We start from the raw sequence: 22,490 nt of genomic DNA, 5'->3' as shown, positions 1-22,490 counted from the left end.
TGTTTCTTCACGGGGTCAATCGGCCTCTTCCAGCAATCGGTCAATGAGATCATCTCGGGAGAAGCTATCTTCTTGGTGGTTCTCTTTTGCTTCGTCGCTCTCTTCTTTTTCGAAGATATTCGGAGTTGTTGCCGACCGCGGTCGATTTCTTACCATTCTCGTTTTACTTCTCCTGCTTGCAGGAGGTGCGTGGCTTGGAGTCGGACTCTTTGCGCGAGGGATGAAGATGAAGGGAGAAGTGCTGGGTGTGAGTACCGATGGTTACGAAGAGCTTTCACAAGCGGTTGAGACGGCGAAGTCGAAGGACTTTTCGAAATCGGGTCAATTGTTTCAGGAAGCATTCGTCTCTTTCTCGACCGCGTCCGACCTGTTCGCGTCGTGGAACGGCACTGTTATCGAGGCGGCGCGGTTTCTTCCGCTTGTTTCCAAGCTATCGTCGGGAAAGTACCTCGTGGATGCGGCTCGAGATATTTCGGCAGCGGGCGAGGCGATGTCGACGGTCGGCGGTTCGATTTTTTCGCTCGGAAATCCCCTATCCGGCGATCGAAATGTTTCATTTCTTTCAGTGTTTCGAGAAACGCGCGGGGCAATTGAACGTGCGGACACGCTTCTTTCGAGCGCGCTGGAAAGTCTCGGCAAAGTTTCTGTGGCAGATCTTCCGGAAGACAAGCGGGAACAATTCTTATCACTGAAGACAAAGTTGCCGGAAGCGCTCTCCGGCATGCGGCTCTTTCTTGATCATGGTGATATCTTGGCGGATGTTCTTGGTGGAAATGGACCGCGGAAGTTTTTATTTCTTTTTGAAAACAATCAAGAAATGCGAGCAACTGGCGGGTTTATTGGGAGCTATGCGTTTCTTGATGTGAATGACGGGCAGGTTCGAAAATTTTTTGTTGATGGCATATTCAACCCGGATGGTCAGCTGCATACGGACATTGTTCCACCGGAACCGATACAGAAAATCAGCGCTGGCTGGAGTCTGCATGACAGCAATTGGTTTCCTGATTTTCCGGTTTCTGCGGAGAAAGCAATTTCATTTTATGAAAAGACGGGCGGTCCGACAGTTGATGGCGTTATTGCGTTTACGCCGGAGATTCTTCGAAAGTTTCTCGCTATTACCGGACCGATTCGCATGGATGCGTATGGCGTGACTGTTGATGCGGATAATTTCCTGGAGACTATCCAGTATCAGGTTGAGGTTGCGTATGATAAAGAGGAAAATAAACCAAAGCAGATCCTCTCGGATTTAGCACCGATATTGCTCGATCGAATCTTTGGAGAGCAGGCTGTTCCGGGAGCGTTCGGAAAAGCCTTGTCGGCTGTAGAGGAGGGACTTTCGGAAAAACATATGCTGTTCTATTTTCGCAATAGCGACATGGAACGGCTTGTCAGAAATGTTGGGTGGTCTGGCGAAGTGCTTTCTTCGGATCGGGACTATTTGAGTGTGATTCATTCCAATATAAACGGGTACAAAACAGACGGCGTGATAGATGAATTGATTTCGCATCGAGCGGATATCCGCGATGACGGAAGCGTACTTGACACGGTGACGGTGAAGCGGACGCATATGGGCGGACATACCGATCGGGAGTGGTGGGATCGGGTGAATGCCGATTATATGCGAGTCTATGTGCCGCTCGGGTCGACGCTTGTTTCCGCTGATGGGTATACTCGCGAGACCGTAGAACCGCCACTTGATTATGATAGACTTCATTTTGCACGTGATCAGGACGTTGAGCGCGAGCGAATGGGAATGCGAATCGATCCCGTATCCGGTACCCGTATTTCTGAAGATGCCGGGAAAACGGTGTTTGGAAATTGGGTTTATGTGAGTCCGGGCGAAAGCGTCGAGGTGACGTACGCGTATCTTCTTCCATTTCGTGTTGATCCGCATCGATCGGACAATTCGCTTGATTCGTATTCAATCGTATTCCAGAAACAATCCGGTTCGCGAGGGAGCTCTCTCGATTCCGAAATACTCTTTCCGGAACGATTTGAAAATGTTTGGCAATCGGAGGGAAATCTGGTACCGTTCGAGCATGGCGTTCGTTGGCAGTCTGATTTGCAATATGATCGGTTTGCTGGCATTCTCTTTTCGGAGAAGGATCGGTAATACTTTTCGCGTATGAGGGGGATTTTATTTCGGGTACGGAGGCTGCTTGTTTCTTTGTTTCATGGGAGAGCAAACAGGACGGTGAGTGGCGCGGCATTGGTGATTGCTGTCTTTGGTATAGCAAGTCGATTGCTTGGCTTTGTCCGGGATCGAATTCTTGCGGGAACATTCGGTGCGGGTGATGTGCTTGATGCGTATTACGCCGCGTTTCGTATCCCGGATTTTCTCTACGGACTGCTTGTTGCCGGAGCGCTCTCGGCGGCATTTGTGCCGGTCTTTACCGAGCTGCGCGAGAAGAAGAGCGAGCAATCCGCGTGGGATCTTGCTGGCGGAGTATTTTTGTTGCTCATTATTTTGCTTGGCGCAGTGTCTGTGCTCTCGGCTATTTTTGCGGGGCCGATAATGCGGGCGATTGTTCCGGGTTTTTCACCGGAGAAACAGCTTCTTGCTACGAATCTCACTCGCGTGATGCTGATCGGGCCGATATTTCTTGGAGTAAGCGCTGTTTTTGGGAGCGTGCTGGTCTCTTTTCGAAATTTCATTGTTTTTTCTTTGGCGCCGGTTTTCTACAATGTCGGCATCATTCTCGGTGCGGTTATTTTTGCGCGGTTTTTCGGTCCGATCGGTCTTGCCATGGGCGTCGTCCTGGGAACGATATTCCATGCGTTGGTGCAGTACCCAAGCGTACGAAAAGCGGGATTTCAATTTTCGTTTCATGCCGCTTCGGCGGTGAGCCGAGAAGTTTGGCGGGTGGTACGACTGATGGTGCCGCGTTCGTTGGGGATTGCAGTGGGACAGGTGAGTTTTCTTGTTGTGACATTTTTTGCGTCCGCACTTGCTTCCGGGACGCTCGCCGCTTTTACGCTTGCCAATAATATTCAAAGCGTTCCTTTGGGACTTTTTGGTGTGGCGTTCTCTCTCGCGGCGTTTCCAACGCTTTCCGGATTCGCCGCTAAGGATGAACGCCGTCGATTCTCCGATATGCTTTTGAAAACATCGAGAAAAGTATTGTTCTTTGTGATCCCGGTGAGTTTTATGATGATTGCGCTTCGCGCGCAGATCGTGCGCGTCATACTGGGAACGGGACACTTCGACTGGGAGGATACGCGTATGACATTTGAAATACTCGGCGTCTTGTCGATTAGTCTCTTTGCGCAGAGTCTTATCCCGCTCTTTGCTCGAGCATTTTTCTCTTTGCAAGATACCAAGACGCCGCTTCTCCTTGCCGCTTTCTCTGAGGCGATTCATATTGCCATTCTGGCTGTCTTTGTTGGGGAGTGGGGCGCACTCTCGCTCGCTCTGTCCTTTTCTATTGCAAGTGTGGCGAATGCGTTTCTTCTCTACGTGTTTCTTCGGAGGCGAGTCGAGGGATGGGATGATCGATCGTTTCTCATGTCTTTTAGTAAGGTGACGATCGCATCTCTTGCCGCCTTGCTTGCCGTGCAGGCGGGCAAGTTTTTTTTCGGACTTGGAAACGTCGAGTTAGATACGTTTTTCGATGTTTTCTCGGAGTTGGTATTGTCCGGAGCGCTTGGTATTGCCGCATTTATCGCGGCTTCTTGGCTTCTCAAAATAGAGGAACTCGAAAGCGTTCGCTGCTTCATTGTCTCTCGCTTCTTGAGACAACCCCAACTTCTCAAAGAAGCCGAAGAAGAATCCGCTCGCCCGGTGGTGTGACGAAGAGACGGTTGCGATTGCCTTTTTCGGGGGTCTATATTACTGTGAAGGAGCTGTAAGAAGCTTCTTTTTGTTTTGAGTAAGGGGAAATATGGACCAGCGGTTTATTAGAAATTTCTGCATTATCGCGCATATCGACCATGGGAAGTCGACTTTGGCAGATCGGCTCTTGGAAGAGACGGCAACAGTCGAGAAGCGGAAGATGAAAGCGCAACTTCTGGATCAGATGGATCTGGAGCGCGAGCGCGGTATTACAATAAAGCTTCAGCCGGTTCGGATGGAGTATGAGTATCAGGCAAAGGTAGGCGGTAAGAATTTGGGAGGAGAGAATGATAAATCTGAGGCGGGGAATCAGGAATCCAGAAGCCGCAAGAAGGATGTCTCCACTATTCCTTTTGGGAAGTACGTGCTGAATCTTATCGATACGCCGGGACATGTGGATTTTCATTACGAAGTGTCGCGGTCTCTGGCGGCGGTTGAGGGTGCGATTCTCTTGGTAGATGCAACCAAGGGTGTGCAGGCGCAAACGCTGGCGAATCTCTACCTGGCAATCGAAGAGGGGCTTGAAATTATCCCGGTCATCAACAAAGTGGATTTGCCGGCGGCAAATGTTGAAAAGACAAAAAAAGAAATCCTCCATGTGCTCGGGTGTCTCGAAACGGACATTCTCTTGGCGTCCGGAAAGACGGGTTTGGGGGTCTCGGATATTTTGCGCGCTGTTGTTGAACGCGTGCCAGCGCCTCGAGGAAACAGGGACGAACCGCTTCGCGCGCTTATTTTCGATTCCGCTTACAATACGTATAAGGGTGTTGTGGCATCGGTGCGTATTGTGGACGGCATGGTTCGTCGGGATGATGTGCTTCGCATGATGGCGACATCGACTGAGAGCTTGGCGATTGAGGCGGGTATTATGAAGCCGGAGCTTGTGCCGGTTGGCGAGTTGTCCGCAGGCGATATCGGCTACTTGGCGACGGGACAAAAAGATGTGGCCTCCTGTCGTGTCGGAGATACTATTACAATCGCTATTCGCGGTGACCGACAATCGGGCGTGGGAACGGTTGAGGCGTTGCCCGGTTATCAGGATGTGAAACCGATGGTGTATGCGAGTCTCTATCCGGTTGATGGTGATGACTATGCGGAGATGCGCGATGCGTTGGATAAATTGAAATTGAATGATGCGGCATTTGCATTCGAACCGGAGAGTAATGTGGCGCTCGGGCGAGGATTCCGATGCGGATTTTTGGGACTGCTCCATCTCGAAATAGTGCAGGCGCGACTTGAGCGTGAATTTGAAATTACGCCAACAATAACAACGCCCTCGGTTATTTATGAGCTGGAATTGCGCGGAAAAGAAGGTCGCGTGCCGTTGTATTCTCCTATGGATATGCCGGACCCGGCATCGATTGAAGCAATATATGAACCGTATGTCGATCTCAAGGTGGTGGCACCCACATCGTTCCTGGGAGCGCTCATGGATCTCTCGGCATCGATTCGCGCAGAGTATCGGAATACGGAGTATCTTGATGAAGAGCGTGTGTTGCTGACCTTCGACGCGCCACTCATGGATGTGATCGTGAGTTTTCACGATCGGCTGAAAAGTGTTTCATCGGGGTTTGCATCGATGAACTACGAGCCGATCGGTTACCGGAAATCGGACGTGGTCCGTCTGGACATCATTGTCGCGAATGAGCCGGTTGAGGCGTTTTCCCGTATGGTGCCGAAATCCCGAGCGTTCTCAGAAGGGAAAGAGACGGTTGAGAAATTGAAAACGGTGATTCCTCGGCATAATTTTGCCGTTGCTATCCAGGCGGCTGTGGGTGGCAAGGTTATTGCGCGCGAGACGATATCGGCCTTTCGAAAAGATGTGATCGCAAAGCTCTATGGTGGCGATGTGACCAGGAAACGCAAGCTTCTCGAAAAACAGAAGAAAGGAAAGAAAAAGATGCGCGCGATTGGCGGCGTGACAATTCCTCCGCAAGCATTTCTCGATGTTCTCCGGAAGAATGATGGATAGCGGCGGGTCTTTTCTGTCGATTCTTCTCTGTGATATACTGGTGATACTGAGGGGGATAATCCGAATAATGACACGCCTATGCTGCATGAAGAGCGAGGGAAGTTGAGCTCCGAGGCGCTTGATATGAAACGGGCGATCGATTCTCTGCGAGAAGAGTTGGAGGCGATTGACTGGTACAATCAGCGCGCCGAGATAGCGACTGACGAAGAACTTCGAGGTATTCTCGAGCACAATCGGGACGAAGAAAAAGAACATGCCGCAATGCTCTTGGCCTGGATTGGCAAGCGCGACGGAGTGTTTGCGCATGAGTTATCAGATTTCCTTGGTGGCGAAGGAAAGGGCGGAAACATTCTCCAGAAATCCCATTAGCCTGGTATTCTCAGTTTGTTTCCTTGTCTTTTGTTGTTCCGATGATGTTGCAAATGAGACAATACGTATCGTATCAAATAATTTCAAGTAGTATGGCACATACATTTACTGACGATAATTTCGAGGAAGAGGTGTTGAAGAGTGAGCAGCCGGTATTGGTGGATTTTTGGGCGCAGTGGTGTGGCCCGTGTCAGGCGATGGGTCCGGTGATTGAAGAACTCGCCGAGGAAGTGAAATCGACGGCAAAGGTGGGCAAGCTCGATGTGGATGAGAATCCGAAACGCGCTTCAGAATATGGCATCATGTCTATTCCGAGTCTCAAGATTTTCAAAGGCGGGAAAGTCGTGAAAGAGTTTTTGGGTCTTCAACAGAAGGATGTGCTCAAAGATGCTCTGTCGAAAGCATAAAACACAAAAGAGGAGGGTATGAGAATACACAAACAGGTCGTTCCCTTTGAGAGTCGGACGCAGATCGACTTCGTGGATATTACGGATCGTGTGCGCGATATCGTGCGCGAATCAGGTATTCGGCAGGGGCAGGTGACGGTATTTTCGGCGCATACGACAATGAGCGTTGTGATCAATCACAACGAGCCGCTTCTTTTGCAGGACTTCATGCGTATTCTCTACAAAGTGGCGCCGATCGACGATCACTACTCGCATGATCTCTTCGAGCTTCGCAAGGAGCGCCCTTCCGACGGGCGGAGCAATGGGCATTCGCACTGCAAGGCGCTGCTTGTCGGATCGAGTGAGACGGTGCTGATCGAGCGCGGCGATCTTATTCTCTCGCCGCTCCAAAGTATTTTCGCACTCGAGTTTGATGGCGCCAGGAAGCGCGATGTTGTGGTGCAGGTGATGGGGATTTGAGCGCAGAGATATTCGAGATGTGTTGTTGAGTCGAAAGTCGACAATCAGTTGAGTGGAGAGCTCACGGGTATATATGACAAATGTCGCTATGCACACTGTTCTGGATTTACCGATTAAATAAACGTCAAAAGGAATTAGCTGTTCTTGAAAGGGAATCATTTGAACAAACAATAGGAAAGAGCTTATGGATAGGGCACAAAGAAAATCGAAAAGTTCAGGATGTTTTGGACCTTCCAATTGAAGAACAAAGACGGCTGGCACAATCTTCAGGAATGTCACTAGAAAGCTGGATACAATTCCAGCGGAAGCTAACAAATGAAGTGGAAGAGTGGAAAACTTTATTAGCTTCTAAGAGAGGAAAGAGACCGGCAGGCTGGACAGAGGAGGATGAAAAACGGGCGAAACGATTTCAAGTAATAGTGGATTCCGAGGTCCCCGGATGGATGGATGAGCAAAGAACATTGGCGGCTCAAAATGGAAAAACACTGGAGCAATGGCTTGAAGATATGCGGAAAGAATTAGAATAATCTTGTGCTCAGGAGGCTTTTGTTTGGATTCCTTGGGTTGTGTATTTTTGCTGGCATTGGTGCTGGTGTTTTTGTCTATCGAGCGAAATCAGTACAGAGCGAATTTGTTGGGGAGCGGCTCTTTCATATCAATGAGCATGAAAACGTGTTCTCGGTAGCGAATCGCCTTGAGAGCGAGCATCTTGTGGTATCACGATGGTATTTCTTGTGGAGCGCGTGGCTGGGGGGTCTCCGAGGAAAGATTCATGCAGGGGATTTTGTAATCCCCGGAAAACTCACCTCGCCGGAAGTGGTGACGATATTCCTCTTGAATGACGGGAAGCCAAAGGAGATCACGCTGACATTCCCCGAAGGATGGACGGCTCAACAGATGGCCGCTCGACTCTCGGCGAACGAGTTTGACGGCAATGGATTCTTGGCGCTGGTTACGAACCCGCTTGCTGAGTGGCGTGAGAAATATCCGGTGCTGGCGGGTGTGCCGGAGCGCGCGTCGCTCGAGGGATTTCTCTTTCCGGATACGTACACGTTTCTTCTCTCGGCGACTCCGGAGGATATCATTTCGAAAATGCTTCGGAATTTCGAGACGCGCTTCACAGCTGATATGCAAACGGAGACGATGCGACAAGGGAAGAGTATTCTCGAGATTGTGACGATGGCGAGTATCGTCGAGCGGGAGATCGGCACGGCGAGACAGTCTGCGGAAGATATCGTACGCGAACGGGGAATGGTGAGCGATCTCTTTTGGCGACGGCTTGCCGATGGGCACGCGCTTGAGAGTGATGCGACGGTGCAGTACGCGCGAGGCGGCGCGACAAAGATTCAGCATTCCGCCGAAGATATCGCCGTCGATTCGCCCTACAATACCTACGCCAACAAGGGGCTTCCGCCCGGACCCATATCGAATCCGGGACTTGTCTCGCTTCGCGCCGCGCTCTTCCCGATCGCCAACGACTACTACTTCTTCCTCAATAACCCTCAAACCGGCCAAACCTTCTTCTCCAAAACCTTCGAGGAGCATGTGAAGAATAAAGCCAAAAATGGATTGTAGGCTACATTTTTTAAATTTTTTTCGCTTTATCGCCTCGGACATACTCTCTTGAGAGTGGCAATGTGTTTAGTGGTACAATCTGGATGTATCTTGGGTGCAGGCTTTTTGATTTTCGTGATTTGGTTTGATTCTATGTAAATGAAAGATATGTCGATGTCGAACCCTCTTAAAGTGGTAAAAAATGGAAGAATTAAAGCAGTGGATTTCTTTTCAGGTGCTGGTGGTCTTACGTATGGTCTACGCATGGCTGGTATTAATGTGATTGCAGGGGTAGATAACGATAGTATCTGTAAAGAAACATATGAAAAAAACAATCCGGGGGCGGTGTTTTTGGATAGAGATGTGACTAGCTATTCACCAAAGGGCATGGAGAAAGATTTGAATTTAAGGAGAGGTGATGATAATCTTCTGTTTGCCGGATGCGCTCCGTGTCAATTCTGGAGTATTATCCGCACGAGCAAGAAGAGGTCTGAGAAGACAAAAAATCTTATTCTCGATTTTCAGAAATACGTTGAATACTTCATGCCCGGATATATTTTGGTGGAGAACGTCCCGGGGATTTCTTCTTCGAAAAAAGGCGGTCCCATAAATTCATTTATAAAGTCGATCGAGAAAATCGGGTACAAGTTCAATGATTTTCATGTTGTGAATATGTCTGAGTATGGCATTCCGCAAAGACGTCGACGCTTTACGCTGTTGGCCTCGCGGGTAGCCGGTGTCGAGTTGCCAAAACCAATAAAAAAGCGTAGAACGGTCAGGGATGCTATCGGCGTGAACAATGGGTTTGCGGTAGTGGTTGCCGGACATAAAGATGGAACAAAGCGGATGCACACCGTGGCCGGCTTGAGCAAAAAGAACCTGGATCGTTTGAGGATGACGCCAAAGGATGGAGGGGATCGCAGTGTTTGGCAAAGCAAGAAAAGCCATGCGCTCGCCTGTTTCTCATCTGATGACGGCAAGAAAAAGAAATTCTCTGATACTTACGGTCGTATGTGGTGGGACAAACCTTCTCCCACAATCACCACCAAGTTTTATAGCATCAGCAATGGTCGGTTCGCTCATCCAGAAGAGGATCGAGGCATTTCACTTCGCGAAGGAGCAACACTGCAAACCTTTCCGAAAAGTTACGAGTTTATCAGCGCAAACACAGCGGATGTTGCCAAAATGATTGGTAATGCAGTTCCTCCCGAGTTTGCAAGAATCTTGGGTGAGCAAATCATAAAGTCTGTTGATGGTAACGTAAAGTCCAATGCCTGAGCCAACACTGACAATGAAATTCGATCCGCGCACCATAAAGCACCTGGGCGTTCGGCTATATTCAACTTTGCCACCCGTATTGGCAGAGCTTGTTGCTAATGCGTATGATGCGGATGCGGAACAAGTACATATTCATCTTCTGGACGACGGCACGAATAAAGAAATTGTTGTGTCAGACGATGGTCATGGAATGACGTTTCAAGAAATTGACGAAAAGTTTCTGATGATTGGCCGCGACCGTCGTCACGAGGATCAAACAGATGTTAGTCCAGGCGGCCGAAAGATAATTGGCAAAAAAGGTTTAGGAAAACTATCATTTTTTGGCATAGCTCACGAAGTGGAAATATCCACAAAGAAAGCCGGTAAGCATAATACATTCAAGCTTCGATGGGATGAAATTCAAGCTGAAGAAAAAGAGTACCACCCAACAGTTGTTATCAATGATGAAGATTGTGGAGATGAGATGGGAACCACCGTTATGCTGAGAGAAATCCAACGCGAATCGGATTTTGATGCTGAAGAAGTAGCCAATAGTCTATCAAAAATGTTCATTGTGGACGAGGATTTTGGAATTTCTATACAACTTAACGATGGTGATACAGTGCCGGTTGAGAACGAACGAAAATACAACGATTTGGATAAGGAGGTTGAGTGGAGTATCCCCAATGATCTGGCAGAAGAATGGGAATGCGAAGTAAAAGATAAGATATCAGGACATTTGATTGCAACAAAGAAACCAATTTCACCTCGTACAAATATGCGAGGTATTACGTTATTTTCTCGCAAAAAGCTCGTTAATCTTCCGGAATACTTTTCTGACAGCACATCAAGCCACTTCTTTTCGTATTTGACTGGCTGGCTTGAAGTGGACTATATAGATGAGCTAGACGAAGATGTGATATCGACAAACCGTCAAGCTCTCAACTGGGGTCATCCTGAGATGCAGAAACTTAAACTGTGTCTACAAAGGATGATTAATTCGCTTGAACGAGATTGGCGCAGAAAACGAGCAGATTTGCGTGCAGAAGAAGCCGAAAAACGAACAGGAATGAGTATTGGCGAATGGCGAAGCCACATTCCAGAAGAAATAAAGGATGATCTTGACCCCGTTATCGGCGCCCTACTTAGTGAATCTGAACTTGCAGATGACGATCTCACAAGCAGCTTGAAAGGATTGCAGAAAATCATTAAGCCATATCCATATTTTCACTGGAGAAACCTACACCCCGAATTAAAGACTTTGGCCTTTCGTTATTATAAGGATGGCAACTACTACACCGCTGTGTTCGAAGGAGTAAAAAAGTACATAAATAATCTAAAGGCAAAATCCAGCTCTACGATCACGGACCGAAACCTGATCGAAAATGTGTTTGCGCTCAAAAATCCAAAAATGTCAGTTACCGATGCTTTTAGTAAGCCAAACGGCGATTCGTTTGAGGCTGATACTGTCAAAAATATCACTGAAGGTCATAGAATGCTTGCACTCGCAATGTGGGACGCATTCAGAGATCCAATTTCACATGAAGAGGTTGAAGATTTGGGACAGTCAGGATTATATACTGACCGTGATTGTCTGGATGCGCTTGCACTACTTTCTCACCTGTATTACAGGTTAGATAATGCAGTTGTGCTGTAGGTCTTTATATGGACATTTACACGGACAGGAAGCGGAGTGAGATAATGTCTAAAGTTAAGAGTAAGGATAGTAAAATCGAGGTTGATTTTAGAAAGAAACTTTGGAAGCGGGGATTCAGATACTTAAAAAATTCAAAGAAATATCATGGTAAACCCGATCTAGTTCTACCAAAATACAAAACTGTGCTATTTTTGGATTCATGCTTCTGGCACGGATGCCAGAGACATGGTTCTATTCCGGAAACTCGAAAAGAATTTTGGATGAAGAAGATTTCCCGAAATAAGGAACGGGACAAAGAGGTTACTCTCCACTACAAAAAACTCGGGTGGAACGTAATACGAATATGGGAGCATGATTTGAACAACAAGAACTTCATGTTCAATTTTGATAAAATTACTAAGCGATAACAGCAATATAGCGCTTGTAGTTCGCTCTTTTTCGTAAATGTATCTCTGCAGTCTTTGGAATTAGCACTCACTTTTGGTGATTGCTAATTTTTTGAGTTTGGGGTAGACTGAAAGCATTGCTTGTATACTTTCTGACTATGGCGAAGGATTACTATCAGACACTTGGTGTTGCCCGAGGGGCGTCGGCGGACGAGATTAAGAAGGCGTATCGAAAGCTCGCACATGCGCATCATCCGGATAAAAAGGGTGGCGACGAGGCAAAGTTCAAGGAGATCAATGAGGCGTACCAGGTGCTTTCGAATAAAGAGAAGCGGGCGCAGTATGACCAGTTCGGCGAGACGTTCTCGCAGGGTGGCGGCGGAGGTGCCGGGTTTGGCGGTTTCGATTTCGGCCGCGGCTTCGAGGGATTCTCGAATGGCAACTTTCATTTTGAGGGGGGTTTCGAAGATATTTTCTCGGATATTTTCGGTGGCGGCCGGTCAAGAGGCAGTCGGTCGCGGCGGCGCGGATCTGACATTCAGGTAGACGTTGAAATTTCATTTGAGGAAATGGCGGCTGGCGTGCGGAAAACGCTCTCGCTTCGACGAGAAGTGGCGTGCTCTTTGTGTTCAGGCACGGGCGGCAAGCGCGGGTCGAAAGAGCAAAACTGTCCGACATGTCATGGCGCCGGACAAGTGAGGCGAACGGTACGGAGTATCTTAGGGACATTTCAGCAAGCGGAAGTGTGTGGCGATTGCGGTGGGCGCGGGAAAGTGTATGCGGAGAAATGTCTGGAGTGTCGCGGTTCGGGACGTGTGAAAAAAACCGATGAAATTCCGTTGGATATCCCGGCCGGTATCGAGGATGGGCAGATGCTTTCGCTTTCGGGTGAGGGCGAGGCGGGAGAGGCGGGGAGCCAGCCGGGCGATCTTTTGGTTTCGGTGCATGTGCGACCGCACCCGGTCTTTTCGCGACGAGGCAATGATGTGCTTTCGAATATTTCTGTCTCTGCTGTGCGAGCGGCGCTTGGCGATACGGTGGATGTCGAGACAATTGATGGATTGGTATCTATGAAAGTTCCTGCCGGCACGCAGTCGGGCGAGGTGTTTCGCATTCGGAGCAAAGGGCTTCTTCCGGTAGGGAGTTCGTGGGGGAGAGGAGATCACTTGGTGACGGTGACGGTGCGTGTTCCGAAGCATCTTTCGCGCGAGGAGAAAAGGCTTTTTGAAGCTCTTCGGGATATTGAAAAATAAGGCTATGAAGGCGCGGAAAATATTCTTGGGAGTTCGTATCCCGGCGGAAGTGGCGAGGCGGCTCTCGGTACGGATGGAAAAATGGACATCTCTGCCGCTTCGTCTTACCAAAGAGCGGAATTTGCACGTGACGGTGCTTTTCCTGGGATTTCGAGGCGATGAGGATATTTCCGAGATCGTGTCGCGCATTGCTGAGGTGTGTCTGGCTACTGAATCGTTCGATGTGGCGCTTGACACAATAGATTTCTCACACAAGGAGGGCGATGCTTCGGAGAAGGGAAATATGCTGTGGTTTTCGGGAGAAGAAAGTGCGGAATTGCTTTTGCTGGCAAATCGACTTGAAGAGGCATTGGATATGGCGACAGCGCCTCGAAAGCATTTCCGTCCGCATATCACGCTTGCTCGCATCCGCAAAGAGAAGTGGGAGGCGCTTCGTGAGAAGCCTATCCTCGCCTCATCCTGGCGAGTTTCAATTCCTGTTTCGAGTCTCACGCTCTTCGAGAGCACGTTTTCAAAAGCGGAAGGTTTGCACTATGAAGTGCTGGAAGAATTCCCTCTGGGGGAGGAGTAATGCGGGTTGCATTGATTATCCCGACCGTACCTATGTCCTCCCGACCGAAACAGAGGGGCCTCATAACCAATACGGTTTTGGATTTTTCCGCTTCGCTCCTTCGTCGCTTCGGTCGGGATGACGAATGCTTTGCTGTTTTTGGAATACATGAATTTGAGCACATTCTCCATTTTCGGAATACCTCTATCGCTCGTGTCGCGCGGAGAAGTGCGTGACGGCGTAACGCGCTGGCTTTCAGGGAATGCTTTCCATCGGATTGCAACCGTCGGGCCGGAATTTCTCTTGCTCGCAAGAGAAAGTAAGCAATTTCATGCGAATCTTCTTCAGGCGGATGTGCGCGTTGCGGATGGTATCGGCATTACGATTGCGGGGTGGCTTTCCGGAAAACACATCGATCGATTTCCAGGTGCGGATATACTTCATGAGATTCTGAAAGAAGCAGAGAAACGAAATTTTTCCATGTTTCTTGCCATTAGGAAAGATGGACTTTCATCGCTTGATGAAATTCAAACCGCACTTCTCAAGAAATACCCGAGATTGAAAGTGACGGGGGAGGAATTTGCTTTGCCGATCAACAATCAACAATCAACAATCAACACTTCTATTGTCTTCTCCAACTTCGGAGCACCGGAGCAGGAATATTTCCTCGAGTCCTTGCGGGGACGTGCGGAACATGTGAAACTGGCAATGGGAGTGGGAGGGGCTTTTGACTTCCTGACCGGAAAGATCTCTCGAGCTCCGAAATTACTTCGAATATTCGGATTTGAGTGGCTCTGGCGGCTTCTTGTCCAGCCGTCGCGGTGGCGAAGGATATTCCGAGCGGTTATTGTATTCCCTTGTTCGGTACTTTGTGATTTTCTTATGAATACACCTCTGCCGGTTCATTTGAAAGAGGCGACGCATACTGATATTCCTCTGCTTCTGGATATTGAGAACAAAGTCTCGGGAACGTGCATTTATTCGCCGATGGTCAAGGAAGACGAATGGAATGAAGAGATGCGGAAAGGTTCTGTCTATCTTATTGAAAAGGGCGGTGAGATAGTGGGAAATGTTTCATATGAAAGAAAAGGCGAAAACATTGCTCATATAAGCGGACTTGTTGTGGCACCTCGTTTTCAGGGGCAAGGTATCGGACGTGAGGTGTTGAGCAAGATTTTGGAAGAGGATTTGAAAGATATGAAGAGGATCGATTTGGTTACTCATCCGGACAATATGATTGCGCAGAAGCTGTACCGGTCTTTTGGATTTGTTATTGAATCCCGAAAAGAAAATTATTGGGGTGATGGCGAACCTCGTCTGGTGATGGTACTCCAAAGATAAAAATCATTTCTTTGATTCTGAAGTGGAAGCGTCGTATGTTAAGAAGAAACTGAATATTTATGGATGACAAAAAAGTTCGGGTGCGGTTTGCGCCGTCGCCGACGGGGTATTTGCATGTGGGGAGCTTGCGGACGGCTTTGTATAATTATCTCTTTGCACGGAAGTGCGGAGGCACGTTTATTCTTCGTATTGAAGATACCGATCGGAAGCGACTGGTTGAGGATGCGGTCGAGAAATTGTTGGGGACGCTCGGATTGTTTTTTGACTGGGATGAGGGATTGGTGGGGAAAGCGGAAAACGGAAGATGGGGGACGACAGAAAAGGGGATGTGCGGTCCGTATGTTCAGTCCGCGCGGCTGGATATATACCGGAAGCATGCCGAAGAATTGATTGATAAGGGGAGGGCATATCGGTGCTTTTGCAGTGCGGAACGACTCGAGGCGGTGCGGAAAGAGCAAGAGGCGCGCAAAGAGCCGACGCGATATGACGGGCGGTGTCGAAATCTGTCGAAGGAAGAGGTTTCGAAGAAATTGATAGAAGATGCGTCGTATGTGGTTCGGCTGCGCGTTGATGGAGGGGATGGGAACATCACTTTTGATGATGCCGTGCGCGGGAAAGTTTCGTTTTTACGGGAGACGATTGATGATCAGGTGCTCCTTAAGTCGGACGGATTTCCAACCTATCACTTGGCAAACGTAGTGGATGATCATTTGATGGGTATCACGCATGTGATTCGCGGTGAAGAGTGGTTGCCGTCGACGCCGAAGCATATTTTGCTCTATGAAGCGTTTGGATGGAATATTCCGCAGTTTTCGCACTTGCCGCTTCTCCTCAATCCCGATCGCTCGAAGCTCTCGAAGCGGCAGGGCGATGTAGCGGTTGAGGATTATTTGGCGAAGGGGTATCTTCCTGAGGCGCTTCTCAATTTTGTGGCGCTTTTGGGGTGGAATCCTGGCGAGGGGAAGACTCAGGAAATTTTTTCACTTCGTGAATTGGTAGATGAGTTTGATCTTGCCCATGTTCACAAGGGTGGAGCGGTCTTTGATGGGAAGAAGCTTGACTGGCTCAATGCGCAGTATATTAAGAACCTCTCAGCTGAAGAATTATTCACGAGAGCGCTCCCGTTTTTGCGACAAAAGACGTGGTTCGAGTCTGTCGAAGATAGCCGGAAAGAATCGGAATATGTAGCGCGGGTATTGGTTATCGAACAGGACCGACTGCAAAAACTCTCCGATGTTGGTGAATCGTCAAAATTTCTCTTTGTTGAGCCGACGGTGGATCCGTTGTTTCTTCCGTGGAAGAAGAATACTCCCAAGGAAACGAGACTGTTGCTGGAGACGATGCTCGCGGTGCTTGCAGATATTCCGGACAATGAATGGGAACGAGGGCGGCTGGAAAAAACACTCCTTGAAACGGCAGGGGAGAGGCGAGGGGATTTCCTCTGGCCGCTTCGTGTGGCGCTCTCGGGCGAGAAGCAGTCGCCGCCGCCCCATGAAATTGCCTGGGTCATTGGGAAGCAGTCGACACTTGAGAGAATCGAAAAAGCGGAGACGCTTTTGGAGAAAATGCTATAATCAGGGGGTACAAATCTTTACGACTAGAACGATGAAGGCGTTCTTGGGAAAGACAGTGCATGAGTTGCTCTTTGGGTTTTCTTTCTTGATGGCCCTGTCTTTTGCTCTTTCTCTGGTTCCATTTCGGAATATTTCTCATGCGCAGGCGACACGCACACCGGAGCAAGAGGATGCACTCAAGAAAGCGCAAAATGAAAAGGAAGATGTGCTCGACGAGCTAAAGGACAAAATAAAAACCTACCAGAAAATTGTAAACTTGAAAGATAAGGAACATGACCAACTGGCGGCACAGGCGGAGAATTTGGCGGCGCAATCGGATGTGTTGCAAGGCGATATCACGAGCAATGAGCGGCGATTGGCGGACTTGGGACAGCAAATTGAGTCGTTGGAATCTCGAGTGAAGGAGAAGGAAAAAGTAATTGGTATTCAGAAGGGCATTTTGGCGGGTATTCTTCGTTCGTATTATGATTCTCAGACGCAGGCTATTGGCGTTTCATCAATGTTGCTTGCTTCTGTGGATGATTTTGATTCGATGATTCTTGGGCGGGATCACCTTTTCGAGGCGGGAACGGGCGTGAAAGAGACGCTCTCGAGTATAACGAATCTTCGCAATGCTCTTGTGCGCGAACACGATTTGGCAAGTACAAAGAAAGTGGAAGTGGCAAGTGTGAAGTTCCAGCTTGAGCAACAGAATGCTTATTTGGAAAATTCCCGACGCAACAAAGAGACGCTTGCGGCACAAGCGGCGGCAGAGCAATCAAAGTATAGCGATATCGTCTCCGACTTGGAGAAGCAGCGTAAGGAAATAGAAGATGAAATCGAACAGCTGGATGCGGCGAGGGCTGGGAAGATAGATTTGAGCTCTATTCCGAATTTCAGCTCGGGTGTTCTCGGGTATCCAGTGAAGGATCCGCGCAAAACACAAGGGTATGGCAAGACGACCTTTACGAAGTGGTATACCTTTCACAATGGGGTGGACTTTGCTGACTCAGTGGGCACGCCGGTTCTGGCGGCAGAGGATGGAAAGGTAGTCGCAATGGGTGATGAGGGGAAGTATGCCTATGGGAAGTGGATTGCCATAGAGCATGAAAACGGATTGACAACGCTCTATGGGCATTTGAGTAAGCAGTCAGTTAAGAAGGGCGAGAAGGTTGATCGCGGCGAAAAAATCGGTCTTATGGGAAGTACGGGGTATTCTACCGGGCCGCATGTGCACTTTGGCGTGTACACAAGCGAGTCGTTTGAGGTGGTAAAGTCGTCAAGTATAAAGGATCTTCTTATTCCGACGGGCGCGCATATCAATCCGGAGAAGTACCTGTAGATTTCTGTCGTATGGAACGACTTCTTGTACAACTTGGAAAAGCGTGGTCGGTATTTCGGCGAGACGGAATTGTGAATGGGAGTCGGAGGATCGTTTCTTCAATACCGACACTGTTTCGTCGGGCTGACTCCGGAGATGTTCTCTTTATAGCGAGCGGTGTTGGCGATAGTGCGCGCTATCGTTGTGCGCATGTTGCGGAATCTCTTCGTTTGCAGGGCTTCCGAGCAGGAGTGATTCAGCAGGACACCCTTCGTCTTTCACGATTTGCCGAGAAGTTTTCGGTGTTTGTATTTCACCGGACGTCGTGGACGTCATCTGTGGATGCATTTATCCGACAGTTGGAATCTTTGAAAAAGACTGTGATATTTGATACGGATGATCTTACTTTTGACGTGGCACTTTTCAAACAAACAGCTGCCTATGAGGCGATGAATGCATTTGAAAGAAAGCAGTATCAAAACGGTATCGGCGCTGAATTTCTGAAGAGCTCGGCTATTTCAGGAGTAACAACGAGTACGGAATTTCTTGCGGAGAGGCTTCGTGTTTTTGGGAAGCCAGTGTTTGTCGTGCCGAATCGCCTGAGTTGTGAAGATGTCACAATCGCAGAGGCGATTCTTGAGACAAGAAAAAAGGATACAGAAGAATTAAGAATGCGGGATGTGGAATTAAGAATGAGAAATAAGGAGTCAGACAGTGTCGTTTCATCTTCTATCTCCCACCTTCCATTTCCTGCTCCTGTTACCATCGGCTATTTTAGCGGGTCAACGGGGCATGATCGGGATTTCGACACAGTTTCATCTGTTTTGAAGCGGCTTCTGGATGAGTTTGAGTATCTTCGAATCTTTATTGGCGGACCGCTCAGTCTTCCTAGCGTGCTCGAACCGTACACTACTCGTATTGATCATGTTTCTTATGTTCCGCGTGCTGAGAATTTTCGGAATATTGCAAGCGTCGATATCAATATTGCGCCTTTGGAAGTCGGCGATCCGTTTTGTGAGGCGAAGAGCGAACTGAAATTCTTTGAAGCGGGCATTGTCGGCGTATCAACGATCGCTACGGCGACGCAAACTTTTCAAGAGGCAATACGTGATGGTGAAGATGGGTATATTGCCGTGAATGAAGAAGACTGGTATAAAAAAGCATCACAGCTTATTTCTGATGGTGATTTTCGGAGGAAGATGGGGGAGAGGGCTCGAGAGACTGCTCTTCGGTGCTATACGACAAATAGTGATCCTGACGGCGAGTACAGCCTCTTCCTGAAAGCGAGAATCCCGCATTCTTGATAGCGTGTTTTCTCGACTCCTTATTTCTTCGTAATACCTAATTCTCTCTGTATGAATATTCTTGTGACCGGAGGTGCTGGATTTATCGGGTCAGCAGTGACGAAGCGCTTAGTGGAGCGCGGTGATCGAGTAGTGATTCTTGATAACTTCAATGATTATTACGATCCGCAACTCAAGCGGGATCGTATCGCTATTTTTTTGAAGGGTGTTGATTTCAAGTTGTACGAGGGCGATATCCGCGATGCGAAACTAGTTGAGAGCATTTTTGAAGAGGAGAAGATAGAGAAAGTGGTCCACTTGGCGGCAATGGCGGGTGTTCGATATTCTATACAGGACCCGCTTCTGTATGCGGATGTGAATGTGAACGGCACGCTTGTATTGCTTGAGGCGGCGCGAAAACATGATGCAAAGAATTTTGTGTATGCATCGTCATCATCCGTTTATGGCGGGAATGAAAAAGTACCATTTGCTGAAAGCGATTCTGTTGATGCTCCGGTTTCTCCGTATGCCGCGAGTAAAAAAGCAAATGAGCTCTTTGCTCACGTGTGGAGCCATCTGTATAAGCTCCCGACGACCGGGCTTCGGTTCTTCACGGTGTACGGTCCGTGGGGACGGCCTGATATGGCCCTTTTTAGTTTCACAAAAAATATTTTTGAAGGAAAGCCGATAGAAGTGTACAATTTCGGGAATATGACGAGAAACTTTACCTATATCGACGATATCGTTTCTGGAACGATAAGGGTATTAGATGCTGATTTGCCGACAGGTGTTATGAATATTGGCGGTGATGCTGAAGAAAAATTGACACGATTTATCGAGGTTATCGAAGAGAATATCGGGAAGACAGCTGAGAAGAAGATGATGCCCATGCAGCCGGGCGATGTCCCGGCGACAGTTGCGGATATTTCAAAACTGCGCGCGCTCGGATGGGAACCGACGACGCGTATCGATGTAGGCATCAAAAACTTTGTTGAATGGTACCGGGAGTATTACAGGGTGTAAGCGTTTCCCGAAAGTATTTTCGAGCTACCAAGAGAAGGCGTAGGCAGTTTTCATTCTTTTGTTTTGTGCTTCTGCTTTGATGGGGAGATTGCTATGAGGATAAGAAACCAGAAGGTGAATCCGACGGAGAGAATCGCTATTCCAGCAAGGGCGGCGCTCTTTAAGAACCATGGTTTGTATTGGGATATTCGTTGATCGAGCTCAATGAGGTCGGTAAGAATGTTGCCACTTCTGTATACGGGACGAAAGGCGAGTGATTCATTGGGACGCGCTTTTCCATTTATGAAGAGTGAGAGCGATTTCTCGGGGATCGTGTTGGGAATAACGAATATCGCCGCTTTTTTCGATCCTTTCTCGGGGGAAAAATGTATATCGAGACAGAAGGTTTTTCCTTTTGAATCGGCAATGGAGGCAAAAGAAAATCGAAACGAGTTCTCGGTATCAAGAGACCTGGCGAGGAGTACCTGTCGGACGATTGTTTCCTGACACGACTCATCGAGGAGAGCGAGCGAGAGTGTTCCACCATTGTCTATCTGCGAGCCACTGAAGAGGATATTGATGCCCGAGAGCCCATTGCGGTCAATCTTGAATGTCTGTTGCGCTCCCGCTTCGCCAAGCTTTGTTTTTTCTCCTTTATTGAGAGGGAATCGAGTGTCTGGAAATCCCCACTGATTGGAGAGATTCACAACAATAATCGCCGTTAAGATGGCAATGAGCGTGAGAAAGAGTGCTGGTGTTCGATATGGGAACATAGCGGATATTAGAGATAGAATCGTGGAAGAATCGTATCAAGCGTGAGAAATATTGAGAAGAAACACATCAGGATAACTCCGCCGATAAGCACGTTCTTAAATCGTTCGCGGGTTCCGAGAAGCATACCGAGCCCAATGAAGACAAGTATGATGTGTGTTGCCAAATTAGGGAGGAAGTATCTGCCTGGCGTGCCGAGAACGAGCGACCCGGTATGGGCAAATATGTTCCAGTCTGCGGCTCGAATACCAAGTTGAAGTGCCAAGATCATGGCAATAAGAAATATAACCGAGCATTTCTCCGGAAGGAAATCAGGCTTGTTTTTAGTGAAGAGAAAGAGCACGAGGCCAAGCGCGGCAATTCCTTCGACTCGTGAGAGTATATCTGTGAGATGATTTGCCAAGAAGTCGTCGTTCCATCCGAGCGTGCCCCAATAGGTACGTGACGAAAGTGCAAATCTCCCGAATGTGAGGCTTTTGTCGAGGTAGCTTTCCAAGGAGCTGATGGTGATTGATAGTGAATCTCCGACAGGAATGAGTGTTGTGTAGTGGTATCGTCCGCTGGAGAGTATGAATATACCGACGATAACGAAGAGTGCCACCCCTACGCTTTTTATAGTAGTGGTGGCATTGAAGGTGCGCCTTGCCAGAGCAAGAATGTGAAAAACGATAATGCCAAGAAATGCCGCGAGTAGAACAATAGCGGTTCCCTTGGTGAGGAGTCCGATTGCCACTGCTGTCAGCATCACGATGAAGCTCTTCCAGTTAAGTCCTTTTTGGAGACTCAAGACCCCTCCCCAGGTAAAGAGGAAAAACGATGGGATGAGGAGGGCGTCGTAGTTGATATTGGTCATGTACATGGAGAACTTCGGTTGGAAAGCGACGAGTGCGGCAAAGAGGGTGCTTGTGAATAAGTCGAATCGGAGCGCTCTCGCAATGAGGAAGGCGAGCAATACGGCTATGGTTCCAAGAAATACTGAGAAAATGCGAATTGCGTAGAATCGAACGAGAATATCGTGTTGAGAAAGTGCTGACTCGATTTCGCTCGCAACTTTATGGTAGAAACTTCCGGTTCCGGCAATGTCGGCGGGTGCAGTGAAGTTATATGGTTTCCATGTTTTTTGAGTGATACTCGATTCATTCGGACCGTCAAAGCTTTCCGAGACGAATGGCTGCGTATCAAAAAGCCCGTGCCGCAAATCATCAATGCCGGCCGCTTTTCCGGTATTGATGATTTCTTCGGAGAAATTGTAGTCGGAAAAGTCTTCTTTGTTTTGAATGTAAGGACGGTGAGTCATCTTTTCGTTGGGTATTTTCGGTTGATTGAAGTATTGAAGTGTGTTGTAGTGTCTTGCTTCGTCTTGCCCGGTGAATATCGGGAAAAGCGCCACCAAAAACACGCCTTTGAAAAAAAAGGCGGCAAGAAGGAGGGAAATGAGAAATAGGGGATGTTGAGTAATATTCATGCGCTCTCTACATGGAGCAGACGTCTTTGTCTTTTGGAAAATCTTCAATGAGAGTATA

Annotated in this window: 20 protein-coding genes; 18 read left to right on the top strand and 2 right to left on the bottom strand. The window is 48.4% G+C overall.

All coding sequences use genetic code 11. The features are described from left to right. The first annotated feature begins 43 nt into the window (after positions 1 to 43). The 18 genes from IPK84_00615 (at position 44) to IPK84_00530 (ending at position 20,217) form a co-directional block, all read left to right on the top strand. Positions 44 to 2,113, top strand: a complete 2,070-nt coding sequence (locus IPK84_00615) for a DUF4012 domain-containing protein (protein QQS15857.1) — start codon at positions 44 to 46, stop codon at positions 2,111 to 2,113. Between the two features lie 54 nt (positions 2,114 to 2,167). Further along, the gene (gene murJ, locus IPK84_00610) at positions 2,168 to 3,790 is read left to right on the top strand and encodes a murein biosynthesis integral membrane protein MurJ (protein ID QQS15856.1); all 1,623 of its coding nucleotides are present in this window, start codon (positions 2,168 to 2,170) and stop codon (positions 3,788 to 3,790) included. 91 nt (positions 3,791 to 3,881) lie between these two features. After that, positions 3,882 to 5,804 (top strand): elongation factor 4, encoded by a 1,923-nt coding sequence (gene lepA, locus IPK84_00605; GenBank protein QQS15855.1) that lies wholly within the window; start codon positions 3,882 to 3,884, stop codon positions 5,802 to 5,804. A gap of 78 nt (positions 5,805 to 5,882) precedes the next feature. Next, a complete protein-coding gene (locus tag IPK84_00600; GenBank protein ID QQS15854.1) occupies positions 5,883 to 6,173 on the top strand; it encodes a ferritin in 291 nt (96 codons plus the stop codon). 92 nt (positions 6,174 to 6,265) lie between these two features. Continuing rightward, on the top strand, positions 6,266 to 6,580 hold the full coding sequence (gene trxA / locus IPK84_00595; protein ID QQS15853.1) for a thioredoxin: 315 nt from the start codon (positions 6,266 to 6,268) through the stop codon (positions 6,578 to 6,580). An 18-nt stretch (positions 6,581 to 6,598) separates the two neighbouring features. Further along, positions 6,599 to 7,039, top strand: coding sequence for a YjbQ family protein (locus tag IPK84_00590; protein QQS15852.1), 441 nt, complete (start codon positions 6,599 to 6,601; stop codon positions 7,037 to 7,039). A gap of 80 nt (positions 7,040 to 7,119) precedes the next feature. Continuing rightward, positions 7,120 to 7,566 (top strand): hypothetical protein, encoded by a 447-nt coding sequence (locus IPK84_00585; protein QQS15851.1) that lies wholly within the window; start codon positions 7,120 to 7,122, stop codon positions 7,564 to 7,566. A 19-nt stretch (positions 7,567 to 7,585) separates the two neighbouring features. Continuing rightward, the gene (gene mltG / locus IPK84_00580; protein QQS15850.1) at positions 7,586 to 8,614 is read left to right on the top strand and encodes an endolytic transglycosylase MltG; all 1,029 of its coding nucleotides are present in this window, start codon (positions 7,586 to 7,588) and stop codon (positions 8,612 to 8,614) included. A 147-nt stretch (positions 8,615 to 8,761) separates the two neighbouring features. Continuing rightward, positions 8,762 to 9,871: a DNA cytosine methyltransferase gene (locus IPK84_00575; GenBank protein QQS15849.1), complete on the top strand. Its 1,110-nt coding sequence runs from the start codon at positions 8,762 to 8,764 to the stop codon at positions 9,869 to 9,871. Then, the gene (locus IPK84_00570; GenBank protein QQS15848.1) at positions 9,864 to 11,507 is read left to right on the top strand and encodes a TIGR02391 family protein; all 1,644 of its coding nucleotides are present in this window, start codon (positions 9,864 to 9,866) and stop codon (positions 11,505 to 11,507) included. Before IPK84_00575 ends, IPK84_00570 begins: the two co-directional genes overlap by 8 nt. Before the next feature lie 8 nt (positions 11,508 to 11,515). Further along, on the top strand, positions 11,516 to 11,914 hold the full coding sequence (locus IPK84_00565; GenBank protein ID QQS15847.1) for a very short patch repair endonuclease: 399 nt from the start codon (positions 11,516 to 11,518) through the stop codon (positions 11,912 to 11,914). Positions 11,915 to 12,051: 137 nt separating this feature from the next. Further along, a complete protein-coding gene (gene dnaJ, locus IPK84_00560; GenBank protein ID QQS15846.1) occupies positions 12,052 to 13,146 on the top strand; it encodes a molecular chaperone DnaJ in 1,095 nt (364 codons plus the stop codon). 4 nt (positions 13,147 to 13,150) lie between these two features. Next, positions 13,151 to 13,717 (top strand): RNA 2',3'-cyclic phosphodiesterase, encoded by a 567-nt coding sequence (gene thpR / locus IPK84_00555; protein ID QQS15845.1) that lies wholly within the window; start codon positions 13,151 to 13,153, stop codon positions 13,715 to 13,717. 147 nt (positions 13,718 to 13,864) lie between these two features. Beyond that, a complete protein-coding gene (locus tag IPK84_00550) occupies positions 13,865 to 15,037 on the top strand; it encodes a GNAT family N-acetyltransferase (protein QQS15844.1) in 1,173 nt (390 codons plus the stop codon). 59 nt (positions 15,038 to 15,096) lie between these two features. Further along, positions 15,097 to 16,611, top strand: coding sequence for a glutamate--tRNA ligase (locus IPK84_00545; protein ID QQS15843.1), 1,515 nt, complete (start codon positions 15,097 to 15,099; stop codon positions 16,609 to 16,611). Positions 16,612 to 16,642: 31 nt separating this feature from the next. Further along, on the top strand, positions 16,643 to 17,932 hold the full coding sequence (locus IPK84_00540) for a peptidoglycan DD-metalloendopeptidase family protein (protein QQS15842.1): 1,290 nt from the start codon (positions 16,643 to 16,645) through the stop codon (positions 17,930 to 17,932). Positions 17,933 to 17,943: 11 nt separating this feature from the next. Next, the gene (locus IPK84_00535) at positions 17,944 to 19,215 is read left to right on the top strand and encodes a glycosyltransferase (protein QQS15841.1); all 1,272 of its coding nucleotides are present in this window, start codon (positions 17,944 to 17,946) and stop codon (positions 19,213 to 19,215) included. Positions 19,216 to 19,266: 51 nt separating this feature from the next. Beyond that, positions 19,267 to 20,217: an SDR family NAD(P)-dependent oxidoreductase gene (locus tag IPK84_00530; protein QQS15840.1), complete on the top strand. Its 951-nt coding sequence runs from the start codon at positions 19,267 to 19,269 to the stop codon at positions 20,215 to 20,217. Positions 20,218 to 20,267: 50 nt separating this feature from the next. On the opposite strand, the gene IPK84_00525 is transcribed toward IPK84_00530, so the two are convergent. Then, entirely contained in the window at positions 20,268 to 20,969 is a 702-nt protein-coding gene (locus IPK84_00525; protein ID QQS15839.1) for a hypothetical protein, read from the bottom strand. An 8-nt stretch (positions 20,970 to 20,977) separates the two neighbouring features. After that, on the bottom strand, positions 20,978 to 22,432 hold the full coding sequence (locus tag IPK84_00520) for a glycosyltransferase family 39 protein (GenBank protein ID QQS15838.1): 1,455 nt from the start codon (positions 22,430 to 22,432) through the stop codon (positions 20,978 to 20,980). Positions 22,433 to 22,490: the final 58 nt, after the last annotated feature.

It is taken from the genome of Candidatus Moraniibacteriota bacterium (genome assembly GCA_016699875.1).
Classification (GTDB): Bacteria; Patescibacteriota; Minisyncoccia; order Moranbacterales; family UBA1568.
Note: the sequence above shows the minus strand (reverse complement) of the source record. Positions and strands in the feature narration are given on the sequence as shown.